The organism is Kocuria sp. U4B, from assembly GCF_054875615.1.
Genome location: NZ_CM142180.1, coordinates 2339458 through 2353543, shown reverse-complemented (window position 1 = coordinate 2353543; position 14086 = coordinate 2339458). Strand labels below are relative to the sequence as shown.

Here is a 14086-nt window from a genome sequence, read left to right as displayed (position 1 = left end):
CCCGTGCCGGGCCGGAACCCCGTCCCCCGCCTGATCAACGGTCGCTACGAGGTGGGCGAGGCCATCGGCCGCGGCGGGATGGCCACCGTCCACGTCGGGCGGGACCTTCGCCTCGGGCGCCGGGTGGCCATCAAGGTGCTGCGCCCGGAGCTGGCCCGGGACGACTCGTTCCACGAGCGGTTCAAGCGCGAGGCCCAGTCCGTGGCCGCCCTGAACCACCACTCCATCGTCTCCGTCTACGACACGGGCGAGATCGCCGCGCAGACCGACGAGGGCGTGGACCGGCCCTACATCGTGATGGAGTACGTGCCCGGCCGGACCCTCCGGGAGCTGATCCACGAGGACGCGGTCACGCCGCAGGAGGCCGTGGAGCTCACCCTGGGGATCCTCGACGCCCTCGAGTACAGCCACCGGGCCGGCATCGTGCACCGGGACATCAAGCCCGCGAACGTGATCGTGACCCCCGACCGCCAGGTCAAGGTCATGGACTTCGGGATCGCCCGGGCCGTGGAGGACACCTCGCCGGCCCTCACCCAAGCCCAGGCGGTGCTGGGGACCGCCCAGTACCTCTCCCCCGAGCAGGCCCGGGGCGAGACCGTGGACGCCCGCTCGGACCTCTACTCCGCCGCGTGCGTGCTGTTCGAGATGCTCACGGGGCGGGCCCCGTTCGTCGGGGAGTCCTCCGTGAGCATCGCCGCCCAGCACGTGCGGGACGACCCGCCCGCGCCCTCGGAGCTGGACCCCCGGCTCGGGCGGCGGGTGGACGCCTTCATGGCCAGGGCCCTCGCCAAGGACCCCTCGGCCCGCTTCCAGGACGCCGGGCAGATGCGCCGGGCCCTGCGCGAGCTGCGCCCCGCGGTGCCCGACGACCTCGACGCCACGCACCCCCTTCCCCCCGTCCCCGCCCGTGACGAGGACACCAAAACCCTCCCGCCCGTGCCCGTCCTCGGCCCCGCGGCCGCGGCCCCGGGGCCCACGACGTCGGCCCCGCAGCTCGCCCCGGCGGCCGGCACGCTCCTCACCGCCGCCCCGGCGACCGGGTCGACCGAGCGCCGCCGCCGCGCGCTGCCCCTGCGCAGGGTGCTGCTCACCCTCGTGGTCCTCGCCCTCCTGGGCGTCCTCGGCGTCGTGGCCCTCCAGTGGTTCCAGGACCAGCGGGACCGCCCGGTCCTGGTGCCGGTCCCGTACGTGGCCGGCATGGACGCGTCGGTGGCGGAGACAGCGGTCCGCAGCGCGGATCTCGTCCCGCAGCTGGAGGAGGTCTTCGACGACGACGTTCCCGAGGGCGACGTGGTGGAGACCGACCCGGCGGCCGACACGCAGGTGGAGGAGGGCTCCACGGTCGTCCTCACGGTCTCCAAGGGCCCGTCCGAGGTGGAGGTCCCCGGCGACCTCGTCGGCCAGTCCGAGGCCTACGTGCGGGACGCACTGGAGTCGGCCGGCCTCGACGCCGGACCGACCCGCACCGCGAACAGCGCCTCGGTGCCGCAGGGCATGGTCGTCGCCACGGACCCCGCCGGCGGGACCACGGTCGCGGCCGGATCCGAGGTGGGGATCGTGCTGTCCACCGGCCGGGTCACCGTGCCGGAGGTCGTGGGCCTGAGCCGGGAGGAGGCCATTGCGGCGCTCACCGCCGACGAGGTGGGCCTCGGCTACGAGATCCTCACCACGCCGCGCGCGGACGTCGAGCCCGGGCGGGTCGTCGGGCAGGGCGTCGAGGCGGGCGGCTCGGTCCCCCAGGGCGCGGCGATCACCCTCACCGTGGCCGTCCGGCCCGCCCCCGTGCCGGCTCCCGTCCCGGCGCCGGAGCCCAGCCCGGCGCCCACCGGCGCCGAGCCGACCGGCGCGGAGCCCACGACTGCGGAGCCCGAGCAGGACGAGCCGGCCGCCGAGGAGGAGCAGGCCCAGGACGAGCAGGCCGCCGAGGAGCAGGAGCGCCGGAAGGAGGCCGAGAAGGAGGCTCGGGAGGCGGAGAAGGAGGCCCGGGAGGACGGCTAGGCCGTCCGCGGGTCCCGGGCGGGGCTCAGACCGTGATCAGCGGGGACAGCGACGCGGCGGCGCGCGCCGCGCCCTTGAGCCCCACGAGCTCGAGCCAGTTGCCGAGCATCTGGTAGCCGCCCTCCGTGAGGACCGACTCCGGGTGGAACTGCAGCCCGTGCAGCGGGGCGCTCTTGTGCCGCAGGCCCATGATGACGCCGTTGGGGGTGCGCGCCGTGACTTCGAGGACGTCGGGGACGGACTGGTCCACGACGGCGAGCGAGTGGTACCGGGTCGCGGTGAAGGGGCTGGGCACGGACCCGAAGACGCTGCTGCCGTTGTGCTCGACCTGCGAGGTCTTCCCGTGCATGAGCTCCTCGGCGTGGGTGACCGTGCCGCCGTAGGCCTCCGCGAGCGCCTGGTGGCCCAGGCAGACCCCGAGCAGCGGCCGACCGGTCTGCTCGGCGTGCCGGATCAGGGTGGTGCACACCCCGGCGTCCGCGGGGGCGCCCGGGCCGGGCGAGAGCAGCACGCCCTGGTGCTCGTCGGCGAGCGCGCACGCGGCGGCGGCGTCGAGGTCGTCGTTGCGGATGACCGTGGTCCGGGCGCCGAGCTGCTGCAGATACCCGACGAGGGTGTAGACGAAGCTGTCGTAGTTGTCCACGACGAGGATCTTGACGGCCACGGGTGCTCCTGGAGGGACGAGTGCGCGGAAACGGCGGGCCCGTCCAGCTTACGCGCCCCGGCGGGGCCGCGGGGCCGGGCCGCTAGACTGGGCGCTCGGACCCCCGCCGTGACAACGGCCCGCTCGGCGACCAGGAGGAACAGTGCCCGAGTCCAAGAACCGCCGCAAGAAGCCCGCCCGCCGTCCCGGCGGGGCCGCCCGGACGAGCCCCGCGGCCCCGCCCGTGGACGAGGAGCTCGCGCGGCTGGCGGCGGAGGGACTGCCGGGCGGCTCGACGGCCGTCTTCGACCCGGACGCCGCGGCCGCCGCCGTGGCGGAGGAGCTCACCGAGCGCTCCCGGCACGGCTCCCCGGACGTCCACGCCCCCACCCCCACCTGGTACAAGGTGATCATGCTGGGCCTGATGGTCGTCGGGCTGCTGTGGCTGATCGTGTACTACCTGTTCCAGGGCGCCTACCCGGTGCCCGGCATCGGGACGTGGAACATCGGCGTCGGCCTGGGCCTGATGATGGTCGGGCTGGTCATGACCACGAAGTGGCGGTGACCGGGGTGTCCCGTCCCGGCTCCGACTCCGAGGATCCCCGCGAGTCCTCCCCCAAGCCCCTCAAGGACGAGATCGCCGAGTCCCGGCCGCGGCGGGGCGGGCGGATCAACCCCGCCAAGTTCGAGGTGCGGCTGCGCCGCTGGGTCCTGCTGCTGCTGGTGGCGGTGCCCGCGATCTGGTTCCTCGCCCAGCGCCTGCAGTAGCGCGGTCCCCGACCACGACGACGGCCCGCACCGGTCGGTGCGGGCCGTCGTCGTGGTCGGGGACCGGCGGGCCGGTCAGGCCTCGACGGAGATGGCCTCCTGGCCCTCGACGGTCTCCTCGGGGTCCTCCTGCGGGGCGGTGAACGCCACGTCCAGGGTGATGGTCACCTTGTCGGAGACGAGCACCCCGCCGGCCTCCAGCGCGGCGTTCCAGGTGATGCCGAAGTCCTTGCGGGAGATCGTGGTCTCGGCGGAGAACCCGCCGCGGGTGACGCCGAACGGGTCGACCACGACGCCGTTGAACTCGGTCGCCAGCTCGACCGTGCGGGTCGTGCCCTTGATCGTCAGCTCGCCGGTGATAGTGAGCTCCTCGCCGGCGACGGCGACGGAGGTCGAGGTGAACGTCATGGTCGGGTGCTGCTCGACGTCGAAGAAGTCGGCGCTGCGGACGTGGGCGTCGCGGTCGGCGTTCTTGGTGTCGATCGAGGCCATCTGCACCGTGGCGGTCAGGGTGGAGTCCTCGACCTGCTCCCCGACCGTCAGCTGGGCGTCGGCCTCGGTGAAGGTGCCGCGCACCTTGGAGATGCCCGCGTGGCGGACGCTGAAGCCGACCTCGGAGTGGGCGGGGTCGAAGGTCCAGGAGCCGGGGACGAGGCCGTTGAGCTGGGTCATGATGTTCTCCTTCAGGCGAGTGGTTTGTTGCTTCGTCAACTACTCTAGGCACCCCTTGGTGATGTGTCAACAAGATTTTTCGGGCAGCGCGCGGCGGCACCGACGGCTCGGGGTGGCCGGACGGCTCAGGCTCGGGGCTTGAGCCGCACGCCCGGCAGGCGCGGGGCCGGCAGGGCGGCTTCGCCGTGGGTGCGCGGGACCACGGGCCCGTAGGGCTCGGCCGGGTGCTCGCCGTCCGGGCGGGCCGGGGCGTCGGCGGCGCCCAGCTGCTGCTGCCACGCGTCGCGGAAGCGCTCGATCTCCTCGTGGGAGCGGCCGACGAAGTTCCAGAACATGGTGATCCTCTCGCGCAGCGGCTCCCCGCCGAGCAGGAGCAGGACCGACCGGCGACCCGCGGGGGCGGTGACCGCGAGGCGGCGGGCGCCCAGGGCGAGGTGGGCCAGCTGCCCTCCGGCGAGCGGACGGCGCCGCGCGTCGACGGCGAGCTCCACCTGCCCGTCGTCGAGCAGGACGCCGTGCTCGTGCCCCGGGTCGAGGTCGAGCTCGACGGTGACCTCGCCGTCCCGCCCGTCGAGGACGAGCTCGGCACCGAGCAGCGGCGAGTGCGTGCGCACGGGGGACGTGCTCCCGGCCAGGGAGCCGAGGAACACGCGCAGCTCCCAGCGCGGGCCCCGGACCGGGGCGGGGGCATAGGACTCGAAGCCCGGGTCGGTGAAGCGGGAGGCCTCCGGCAGGGCCGTCCACAGCTGCGCGCCGTGCAGCACGGTGGTCTCCGGGGTGGAGTACTCCGAGTGGTTGATCCCCCTCCCGGCGGTCATGAGGTTGAGCTCCCCGGGACGGACGACCGCGTGGTGGCCGGCCGAGTCCCGGTGCTCGACCTCGCCGGTGAACAGCCAGGAGACGGTCTGCAGGCCCGTGTGCGGGTGCGGGGGCACCCGCATCCCGCCGGTGGCCGCCACGTCGTCGGGCCCGTAGTGGTCCAGGAAGCACCAGGCCCCGATCATGGTCCGGCCGCGGGCGGGCAGGGTGCGGCGGACCGTCATGGCCCGGGGCCCGCCCAGGGGCACCTCGCGGGGCTCGATGATCTCGACCTGCCCCGGCGGGGCGGGCTCCGTGCCGCAGCTGCGCTCGGCGGGCCGGGTCTCGGAGGTGCTCATGGGTGCTCCTGATTGGCGAGGGGCAGGACGCCGGTCGTCCGGGTCCCGGAGGGAGGCGCCGGCGGGTCAGGTCCCGTCGTCGAGCACGGACCGGTCGCTCAGCCCGTGGAACCGGCGCTGGTGGTAGACGAGCGGGGACCCGGACCCCTCGTGGCCGAGGACGTCCACCACGGCGGCGTTGAACACCAGGGCGGGTCCGGCCTTGATCCGGGCCAGCGGGACCGCCCGCAGCACGCGCCCGACCGCCAGCAGCCGCGGTTCGCCCGTGGGGAGGTACTCCCACGGCATGTCGTCGCCGAAGCGGGGCGTGCCCGAGACGGCGAAGGCGCTGGCGAGCCCCAGGTTCTCCGCGTCCAGCAGGTGGACGAGGAAGGAGTCCGCCTCCGCGACGACCGCGGCGGAGCCCCGCCGGGCCTGGAGCGAGAAGCCGAGGATCGGGGGATCGACCGACACGGAGGAGACGGACGAGGCCGTCAGCCCGACCGGGCCCTCGGGGCCGCGCGCCGTGATGATCGCGACCCCGGCGGGGTGGCGCGCGAAGGCCGCCTTGAAGCCCTCCCCCACCCCGGCCAGTCCCTGGAGGTGGTCGGCGGGGACCGTGAGGTCGGCGACCTGCGCGGCGGCGCGCTCGGCCGGCTCCCCGGACGGCGGGACCACGCTCAGCCGCGAGTCGTCGCCGGGGGGTCCGGCGCCGTCGGGGGCCCGGCCGGATCCGGGTTCGTGGTGCTGAGCGGCCATGGGGTTCCTTCCGTGGGGAGCCGTGGGCACGGCGCCGTCGGGGTCGGTGCCACCCGTCCACGCTACGGCCTCGGCCTGTGCCCGGGGAAGGATTTCCCGGGTGACGTCCGGGGGCTTCACCTGCCGTCACAGTCTACGCACCCGCCGCGGGCCCGGTCCGTGCCCGCCGGCGCTCGTCCGTGCCAGCCGGCCCCGGTCAGCGGGCCAGCCCGCGGTAGGTGCGCGCGTAGTGCACGAGCGGGTCGTCGGCCCGGCCCTCGGCCACGCCGCGGCCCATCGCCACCACCTCGCCGACGACGATGCGGTGCGTCGCCGCGGTGTGCACCGCCGTGGTGGAGAGCTCGAACCACGCCAGCGCCCCCGCGACGACGGCCGCCCCGGAGCGCGGGGCCCGCCGGAACGGGACGCTGTCGAGCAGGCCCTCGACGGGGTTGCCGGGGCTGGCGAGCCAGGTGGCGATCCCTTTCTGGTCCCGACGCAGCACGGACAGCGTCCAGGCGCCCGACGACTCCACGGCGTCGCAGATCCGCCCCTCCTCGAAGAGGCTCACGAGCATGGTGGGCGGGTCCCAGGAGACGTCGAGGAAGCCGGTCACGGTCGCGGCGTGGTCGCGCCGGCGGTGCCGGGCGGCCACGACCCCCACGCCGGAGGCGAGGTCCGCGGCGAGCACCCGGTACGCGTCGACGTCCCCCGGGGCGGGGGCCGCCGGGTCGAGCAGGCGGGCCGGGGCGGGGTCGGGAAGCTCCATCCCGTCAGTGTGGCACGGTCATCCGGCCGGGGCGTGCCCGGTCATCCGCAGGGTGATGTTGAGCCGCCCGCCCTTCATCCCCAGCTCGGCGGAGCCGGTGCCGGGCCGGATCCGCGGCACGCCGTGGAACGCGTACCGGGACGGGCCGCCGAAGACGAAGAGGTCCCCGCTGCGCAGCTCCACGTCGCGGTACGGGGCCGAACGGGTCTCGGTGTTGCCGAAGCGGAACACGCACGCGTCCCCCAGGGACAGGGACACGACCGGGGCCGCGGAGAACTCGTCCCGGTCCTGGTGCATGCCCATGCGCGCGGCGGCGTCGTAGAAGTTCACCAGGGCGGTGTCGGGCCGGTAGCCCCGCGCGCCCGGTTCCTCGGGGCCGTAGGCCTCCACCACGGCCCGGCGGCCCAGCTCGCCCAGCCACGGCGGCATGTCCGGGGCCCGCTTGCCGGGCCCCGTGCGCAGGTAGCGGTAGGGCTCCCAGTCCCATCCGAGGGTCACGGAGCGCACCGACATCCGCCCGCCGCCGGGCAGGACCACGTGGCGCATGGGCACGGGGCCGGCGGCCCACTCCCGGCACCGGCGCACGAGCTCCCGCTGCTCCCCGGGCCCCAGCCACCCGGGGACGTGGACCGCGCCGGGGGCGATCTGCGCCCGCTCGCGCGGCAGCTCGAAGAGCTCGGGCACCCCGATCGGGGCGGGCGGGTCGGTCATGGCAGCGAGCCTAGCCGCGCCCGCCGACAGCGTCCGGGACCCTGCCCGACGGCGGCACCGAGACCCGTGTGGGCCCCGCCACTGCGCCGGGCCGGGCACAGGAGTAGCGTGGAGGGCCTCTCCGATCCCGAAAGGTCCATCGTGCCGCTGCCCCTGTCCGTCCTCGACTTCGCCACCGTCCGCAAGGGCGCCTCCGTGGGCGAGAGCTTCGCCGACTCCGTCGCCCTCGCCCAGCACGCCGAGCGCCACGGCTACTCCCGGGTGTGGTACTCGGAGCACCACAACATGCCGACGATCGCCTCCTCCGCGCCCGCGGTCCTCATCGCCCACGTCGCCGCGCACACCTCCACCATCCGGCTGGGCTCCGGCGGGGTGATGCTGCCCAACCACTCCCCCCTAGTCGTGGCGGAGCAGTTCGGCACGCTCGCGGAGCTGCACCCCGGCCGCATCGACCTGGGGCTGGGCCGCGCCCCCGGCACCGACCTGCGCACCGTGCGCGCCATGCGCCGCGACCCGTCGGCGGCCGAGCAGTTCCCGCAGGACGTCCGGGAGCTGCAGGGCTACCTCAGCGGCCGCTCGGTCGTCCCGGGCGTCGCGGCCGTGCCGGGGGCCGGGACGGGCGTGCCGCTCACGATCCTGGGCTCGTCGCTGTTCGGCGCCCAGCTCGCCGCCGCCTACGGCCTGCCGTACGCCTTCGCCTCCCACTTCGCCCCGGACGCCCTCGTGGAAGCCGTGGCCGCGTACCGGTCCCGGTTCCAGCCCTCCGAGCAGCTCGCGGAGCCCTACGTCGTCGCGGCCGTCAACGTCATCGCGGCGGACACCGCCGACGACGCCGCGGCCCAGCTCGAGACCGCCCGCCGCGAGCGCGTGCGCGCCATGGTCGGACGCGGCCGCGAGCTCACCGACGCCGAGCTCGACATGGTGATGGACAGCCCCGCGGGCGAGCAGGTCCTGCACATGCTGCACTGGTCCACCGCCGGCACGGGGCCCGAGGTCCGGGCCTACCTCGAGCGGTTCGCCGAGACCGCCGACGCCGACGAGCTCATGGTCGCCCCCGCCTCCCCCTCCCACGGCCAGGTCCTGCGCTCGCTGGAGATCCTCGCGCAGGCCTGGGGCCAGGCCCCGCAGGACGCCGCCCTTCCCGCCGGGACGGCGCAGCGGTAGGTTCGGGACCCGCGGGCACCGTCGCCGGGCCCGCCCCGGGCGCCCCCGTGGCGCCCGGTCACGGCTCCCGGAAAGGCCGCTCCCATGTCCTGCACGTCCGTCCGCCGCACCGGCGCCGTCCTCGCGACCGGCCTGTCCCTCACCGGGCTCGGCGGCGCCCCCGCCGCGGCGGCGCCGCCCACGGTCGACGTCGTCAACCTCGGGGACTCCTACTCCGCCGCGTTCGGCACGGGCGGGATCGAGGCGGCACCGGAGATCCCCGGCTGCGTCCAGGGCTCCGGCCGGGACCACGTCGCCGCGCTCGGGGTGCACCCGCGCATCCGGGTGACCGTGAACGCGGCGTGCGCCGGGTACACCACCGAGCAGGTGCGCGCCCTCGTCGACGGGGAGCCCGTGGCCGGGGCCCTGGCGGGGGCCGATCTGGTGACCATGACGCTGGGGGGCAACGACGTCCGCTGGGGCGAGTTCGTCGGGGCGTGCAGCACCCGGGGCTCGGCGCCCGCCTGCGACGCGCTGCTGGCCGAGGCGCCCGGGCGCATCGCGGCGGCCGCCGGGTCGGCGGGCCGGACGGTCTCCGCCGTCGACGACGCCACCGGCGGGCGGGTCGTCGTGTTCGGCTACCCGCACCTGTTCGACGAGCGGCAGGACAGCGCGCTGATGTCCGCGCAGCGCGCGGAGCAGCTCAACGCCTGGACGGACGCGCTCAACTGTGCTCTCGAGGAGGCCGTGGAGGACGAGGGGGCCGTGTTCGTGGACGTCGCCGAGGGCTTCCGCGGCCACGGCATCGGCTCCGCCGAGCCCTGGATCCTCCTGGAGGCCGGCAACCCGGAGAGCCTGCACCCGACCGAGCGGGGCTACCTCTCCGGCTACTACCCCGGGTTGCTGAGCCAGGTGGCCCGGGCCCGCTGACGGAGCCCGCCCGCGGCGGCCGCAGCTCCCCGGCGCCGTCACCGTGACGGCACGACGGAGGCCCCGGACCGTTCCCGGCCCGGGGCCTCCGTCGTGGCCGCGGGGCGGCCGGGAGTGCGTCAGGCGTTCCTCGTCTCGTCCCTGACGGTCTGCGCCGAGTCCTGCGCGGAGGACTTCAGGTCCTGCGCCTCGGACTGGCCCTGGGACTTGACCTCCTGGACGCCGGACTGCGCGGTCTCCTTGAGGGACTGCGCGGCCTCCTGGGCCGGCTCCTTGAGCCCCTGGGCCACGTCCTGCGCGGCCTCCTTGGCGGACTCCACCGCGTGCTGGGCGTGCGGCTGGACGCGGTCGGCGGCGGTCGAGACCAGCTGCTGCTCCTTCTGCGTGGAGGGCAGCAGGGAGCCGACCAGCCAGCCGGCGCCCAGGGCGATCACACCGGCGGCCAGCGGGTTGCCGCGGGTCTTCGCCCGGGCCGCCTGCGGGGCGTTCTGCACGGCACCGCGGGCCTGCTCGGCGCGGAACGCGGCCTCGTCCTTGAGGTCACCGGTGGTGTAGCCACCCACGGTGAACTCGTCGTGGCCCTGGCCGTGGTCGTCGGAGGAGCCCATGACGCGCTCGCGCACGCTCTGGACCGTGCCCTGCACCTTGCCGCGGACCTTGTCCTTCTGCCGCTCGACGACACGCTCCGGGGTCACCTTCTCGGCGACGGCGTCGACGTCGGCCCCGAGGCGGGCGCGGGTGGCCTCGATCTCGGCGCGGATCTGTTCGGGGTTCTGCTGGCTCATGGGGTCTCCTTCGAGGGGTTCACGGTGTCCGGGATCTCGGTGAGGGTCTCGCGGGTTCTCGGCAGCGGGTCCTGGGTCGCCCGGGTCAGCTCGCGCTTGCCCTCTTTGAGGTTCTTCTTGCCCAGGGCGGCGAGGATGCCCGCGACGACGGCCCAGATGACCGCCACGATCACGGAGGACCAGGCGAGGCCCACGAGGTTGCTCAGGCCCCACATGAGGGCCAGGGACAGGAACAGGAGGACGAAGTGCCCGGCCACGCCGGCGCCGGCGAGCATGCCCGCGCCCTTGCCCGCGTCCTTCGCCGACTGCGAGGCCTCACGGGCGGTCTGCGACACCTCCGCCTTGGCGAGGGCGATCTCCTGCTGGATGAGGGTGGAGAGGTTGGTGCTCAGCGACTTGAACATCGCACCGAGCGACTCGTGCTCCGCCCGTGCCTCGGCGTCCGAGGGGGGAATGGGATGGCTCATCGACGGTTGCCCTCCTGGTCGGGGTAGACGGTGCCCGGCACGCGGTCGGTGTAGGTGCGAGCGGCCTCGCCCTGCTCGTCCGAGCGGTAGGCGTAGGGGTCACCCGGGGTGTAGCCCGAGGTCTCGGTGCCCGTGAGGTTGCGGTCGTAGTCCTGGCCGTACACGGCGCCGGTCGCGGTGCCGCCCGTGGCGGCGGTGCCGCGCTGGCTCTCCTGGTCCGAGAGGCCGAGGAACTCCTTGGCGCCCTGGCGGTCGGTGGCGATCTCGTCGCTGTCCTTGACACCGCGGGTGGCGCGGCCGGCGAGGAGACCGATGCCGGCGGCCACGGCCAGGAACGTGCCCGGGCGGCGGGCGGCGAAGCGTCGGACGTCCTCGAGCAGGTCCTTGGCGTCCTTGTTCTCCAGCGAGGAGGCGAGGGACTCGACCTGCCCCGTGACGTTGCCGAGCAGCCCCGCCACGAAGTCCGTCTCGGGCTTCTCGCCGCGGGAGATGGCGCTGATCTCGTCGCTGACGCTGCGCACGGCGGAGGCGACGCGGTCCTTCTGCGGGCGCACCTGCTCGCCGAGGTCGCTGCGGAGCTGGCCGATGAGGTTCTGCGCCTGCGCGGTCGCCTCCTCCTTGACGGCCACGGCCTGCTCCTTGGCCGTCTCCTTGACGCGCTGGCCGGAGCCGGCGGCCTCGGCCTTCAGGGCGCCGGCCTCGGACTTGGCGGTCTCCGCCGCGACGTCCTTCTTGGAGGTGGACTCGGCACCGGCGGCGTGGCTCGACCCGGCGTCGTAGGGGGTTCGGTCGTAAGGGTTCGTGGTCATGATTCCACCTTTCAGCAGCAATTTATAAGTTCGCTTAGGGGTGCGAGCTGATGTCAGCCTATGCGGATTCACCCGGCTCGCCAAGCATTTCCCGGGGCCCGTGCGCGCGACGTTCCGCGGGCGCGGGAGCACGGATTCACGGCGACGGGCTGCCTCCGTTGACGTTGAGGGTCTCGCCGATGACGTAGCTGGACTCCGGCGAGGCCAGGAACACGTAGGCCGGCGCGAGCTCGGTGGGCTGGCCGGCGCGGCCGATGGGGGTCGACTTGCCGAACTCGGGCAGCGCCTCCTTCGGCTGGCCGTCGGTGACCTGCAGGGGGGTCCAGAACGGGCCGGGGGCCACGGCGTTGACGCGGATGCCCCGGGGGGCGAGCTGCTGGCCCAGGCCCTTGGTGAAGTTGTTGATCGCCGCCTTCGTGGACGCGTAGTCGAGCAGCGTCGGCGAGGGCTGGTACGCCTGGATCGACGTGGTGTTGATGATCGACGAGCCGGCGGGCAGGTGCTTCAGCGCCGCCTTCGTGATCCGGAACATGGCGAGGATATTGACCTCGTAGGTGTCCGTGAGCTGCTCGTCGTCCAGCTCCTCGAGGTTCTCCACCGCGATCTGCTTGCCGGCGTTGTTGACGAGTATGTCGAGCCCGCCCAGACCGTTCACGGCGTTCTCGACGAGCACCTCGCAGAAGTCCTTGTCCGTGAGGTCCCCGGGCAGCAGGACGGCGGTGCGCCCGGCCTTCTCGATGATGCCCTTGACCACCTGGGCGTCGGGCTCCTCGTCGGGCAGGTAGTTGAGCGCGATGTCCGCGCCCTCCTTCGCGAAGGCGATGGCCACGGCTGCGCCGATGCCGGAGTCGGCACCGGTGATGAGCGCCTTGCGGCCCTCGAGGCGGCCGGTTCCCCGGTAGGAGAACTCGCCGCGGTCGGTCTTCGGCTCGAGCTCCACGTCCAGGCCGGGTTCCACCTGGTCCTGGACCGGCGGCTCGATGACGGGGTAGCGGGTCACCGGGTTCTGGAAGGTGAGCTGGTCCGTGGTCTCCCGCTGGGAGTCGTCCGGGTTGGTCCCGTTCGTCTCGGTCACGTTCACTCCTCTCGTCGTGCACTAGTCATAGAAGCATACTGACGAATTCGTGGGAAGCCTACTGATGACCCGCCGATTTGCCGCAGGTTCTCTGTGGGAGAACACGACACCCCGCCACCACGGGGCGTGGGGCGGGGTGTCGGTGGGGGTGCGCGGGCCGGGCCTCAGGCGGGAAGGTGGCGAAGGAACTCGCCCAGCGCCCGATCGAACACCTCCGGCTGCTCCACGTTCGGCGTGTGACCGGCGCCGTCGACGACGACGAGCCGCGCCCCCGGCACCAGTTCGGCCATCCGCCGGCCGGCGCCGCCGTCGAAGGGGTCGTCCGCGCCGACGACCACGAGGACGGGGATCGTGAGACCGGGCAGCAGTCCGGTGAAGTCGCGGCGCTCGGCCCGGCCCCGCATGGCGGCGGCCGCCCCCTTGGCCGGGGCGCCCTGCAGCATCGCCAGCACCCGGGCGGCCGTCCCGGGCTGCGCCTCGACGTTGTACTCGGCGATCATCCTGTCCAGGACGTTGCGGCCGTACGCCGCCATGCCCCCGGTGAGCATGGCGTCCGCGGTGACGTGACGGCGTCGCCGGCCGGCGGCGTCCTCGGCCTGGGGCACGGTGTCGTTGACGACGAGGGCGCGCACGCGCTGCGGATGGCGGTGGACGAGCTCGAGGGCGATCTGCCCGGCCATCGAGAACCCGACGACCACGGCCTCGTCGACGCCGAGCCGATCCAGCAGCGCCGCGACGTCGTCCGCGAACTCCTCCGTGTAGACGATGCCCTCGGTGATCCCCGAGCCGCCGAAGCCCCGCAGGTCCGGGGCGACCACGCGCCAGCCCTGTGCCGCGAAGACCTCGACCTGCCGGTCCCACATGCTCCGGTCGTACGCGTGACCGTGCAGCAGGAGCAGGACAGGGCCCTCCCCACGGTCGGTGAGGGTCAGCGTGATCCCGTTGACGTCGGCGGTGGGGGTCGGGGGCATGGCGTCGGGCATGGTCAGCGGCTCCTGACGGCGATCGGACGGTGTGCCCCTCAGCGTAGCCAAGGACCCGGTGTGGGGTGGTGGCGTGTTCTTCGGGGGGGGTGGTTAAGGTGGGGAGCCCCCGCACCGTGTGGTGCGGGGGCTCGACCCTTCTGGTGTGGTCCGGCGGTGTCCTACTCTCCCACACCCTTCCGGGTGCAGTACCATCGGCGCTGTGGGTCTTAGCTTCCGGGTTCGGGATGGGACCGGGCGTTTCCCCCACGCTATGACCGCCGTAACTCGTGCTCCGCGCCCCGTACCGGGCCCGCTGCGGGGCGGGTGGTGGGGTGGGAAGTTCGTGTCACAGGCTGGTGGCTGTGGATTCAGTTGTGTGCTGCGCAACCGTGCAACCCGGCGGGGTTGTTGGTTGGGAGCCGTATAGTGGACGCGGTGTTCTGTGTGTTCCCACCCGTGGTCCGGGGCGTGCCCGGG

The 14086-nt window shown here is 74.1% G+C and carries 16 protein-coding genes and 1 rRNA gene; 5 read left to right on the top strand and 12 right to left on the bottom strand.

The genetic code is table 11. The annotated features are described in order from the left end of the window. Positions 1-3 precede the first annotated feature (3 nt). On the top strand, positions 4-1998 hold the full coding sequence (gene pknB, locus ACYSMR_RS11180) for a Stk1 family PASTA domain-containing Ser/Thr kinase (RefSeq protein WP_461745279.1): 1995 nt from the start codon (positions 4-6) through the stop codon (positions 1996-1998). 25 nt (positions 1999-2023) lie between these two features. Here the strand turns inward: pknB and ACYSMR_RS11175 are convergent, their stop codons facing one another. Further along, positions 2024-2662: an anthranilate synthase component II gene (locus ACYSMR_RS11175; RefSeq protein ID WP_461745277.1), complete on the bottom strand. Its 639-nt coding sequence runs from the start codon at positions 2660-2662 to the stop codon at positions 2024-2026. Positions 2663-2804: 142 nt separating this feature from the next. Here ACYSMR_RS11175 and ACYSMR_RS11170 point away from each other — a divergent pair, with 142 nt between their 5' ends. Continuing rightward, positions 2805-3206, top strand: a complete 402-nt coding sequence (locus ACYSMR_RS11170; protein WP_251334663.1) for a cell division protein CrgA — start codon at positions 2805-2807, stop codon at positions 3204-3206. Beyond that, a complete protein-coding gene (locus ACYSMR_RS11165) occupies positions 3203-3409 on the top strand; it encodes a hypothetical protein (RefSeq protein ID WP_461745275.1) in 207 nt (68 codons plus the stop codon). Before ACYSMR_RS11170 ends, ACYSMR_RS11165 begins: the two co-directional genes overlap by 4 nt. Before the next feature lie 75 nt (positions 3410-3484). Here the strand turns inward: ACYSMR_RS11165 and ACYSMR_RS11160 are convergent, their stop codons facing one another. From ACYSMR_RS11160 to ACYSMR_RS11140, 5 genes are all read right to left on the bottom strand, one after another. Further along, positions 3485-4081 carry a YceI family protein gene (locus tag ACYSMR_RS11160; RefSeq protein ID WP_251334665.1) on the bottom strand — a complete coding sequence of 199 codons (597 nt, stop codon included), beginning with the start codon at positions 4079-4081 and terminating at the stop codon, positions 3485-3487. Positions 4082-4206: 125 nt separating this feature from the next. Continuing rightward, positions 4207-5238, bottom strand: coding sequence for a pirin family protein (locus ACYSMR_RS11155; RefSeq protein WP_461745272.1), 1032 nt, complete (start codon positions 5236-5238; stop codon positions 4207-4209). Between the two features lie 66 nt (positions 5239-5304). Then, positions 5305-5976, bottom strand: a complete 672-nt coding sequence (locus ACYSMR_RS11150) for a flavin reductase family protein (RefSeq protein WP_308222220.1) — start codon at positions 5974-5976, stop codon at positions 5305-5307. Positions 5977-6172: 196 nt separating this feature from the next. Next, positions 6173-6724, bottom strand: a complete 552-nt coding sequence (locus tag ACYSMR_RS11145) for a flavin reductase family protein (RefSeq protein WP_461745270.1) — start codon at positions 6722-6724, stop codon at positions 6173-6175. A gap of 18 nt (positions 6725-6742) precedes the next feature. Beyond that, positions 6743-7435 (bottom strand): alpha-ketoglutarate-dependent dioxygenase AlkB family protein, encoded by a 693-nt coding sequence (locus tag ACYSMR_RS11140; protein WP_461745269.1) that lies wholly within the window; start codon positions 7433-7435, stop codon positions 6743-6745. Positions 7436-7576: 141 nt separating this feature from the next. On the opposite strand from ACYSMR_RS11140, the gene ACYSMR_RS11135 reads away from it, so the two are divergent. After that, entirely contained in the window at positions 7577-8599 is a 1023-nt protein-coding gene (locus ACYSMR_RS11135) for an LLM class flavin-dependent oxidoreductase (RefSeq protein WP_461745267.1), read from the top strand. 84 nt (positions 8600-8683) lie between these two features. Beyond that, positions 8684-9508, top strand: coding sequence for a GDSL-type esterase/lipase family protein (locus ACYSMR_RS11130; RefSeq protein ID WP_461745265.1), 825 nt, complete (start codon positions 8684-8686; stop codon positions 9506-9508). A gap of 119 nt (positions 9509-9627) precedes the next feature. On the opposite strand, the gene ACYSMR_RS11125 is transcribed toward ACYSMR_RS11130, so the two are convergent. From ACYSMR_RS11125 to rrf, 6 genes are all read right to left on the bottom strand, one after another. Beyond that, the gene (locus ACYSMR_RS11125; RefSeq protein ID WP_461745263.1) at positions 9628-10293 is read right to left on the bottom strand and encodes a DUF3618 domain-containing protein; all 666 of its coding nucleotides are present in this window, start codon (positions 10291-10293) and stop codon (positions 9628-9630) included. Continuing rightward, entirely contained in the window at positions 10290-10760 is a 471-nt protein-coding gene (locus tag ACYSMR_RS11120; protein ID WP_251334672.1) for a phage holin family protein, read from the bottom strand. The genes ACYSMR_RS11125 and ACYSMR_RS11120 overlap by 4 nt, the downstream gene beginning before the upstream one ends. Beyond that, complete coding sequence (locus ACYSMR_RS11115; RefSeq protein ID WP_461745261.1) at positions 10757-11569, bottom strand: hypothetical protein; 813 nt, start codon at positions 11567-11569, stop codon at positions 10757-10759. The genes ACYSMR_RS11120 and ACYSMR_RS11115 overlap by 4 nt, the downstream gene beginning before the upstream one ends. Before the next feature lie 136 nt (positions 11570-11705). Further along, entirely contained in the window at positions 11706-12644 is a 939-nt protein-coding gene (locus ACYSMR_RS11110; RefSeq protein ID WP_309126394.1) for an SDR family oxidoreductase, read from the bottom strand. Between the two features lie 164 nt (positions 12645-12808). After that, the gene (locus ACYSMR_RS11105) at positions 12809-13627 is read right to left on the bottom strand and encodes an alpha/beta fold hydrolase (RefSeq protein WP_461745259.1); all 819 of its coding nucleotides are present in this window, start codon (positions 13625-13627) and stop codon (positions 12809-12811) included. A 148-nt stretch (positions 13628-13775) separates the two neighbouring features. Continuing rightward, positions 13776-13892, bottom strand: a 5S ribosomal RNA gene (rrf, locus tag ACYSMR_RS11100). Positions 13893-14086: the final 194 nt, after the last annotated feature.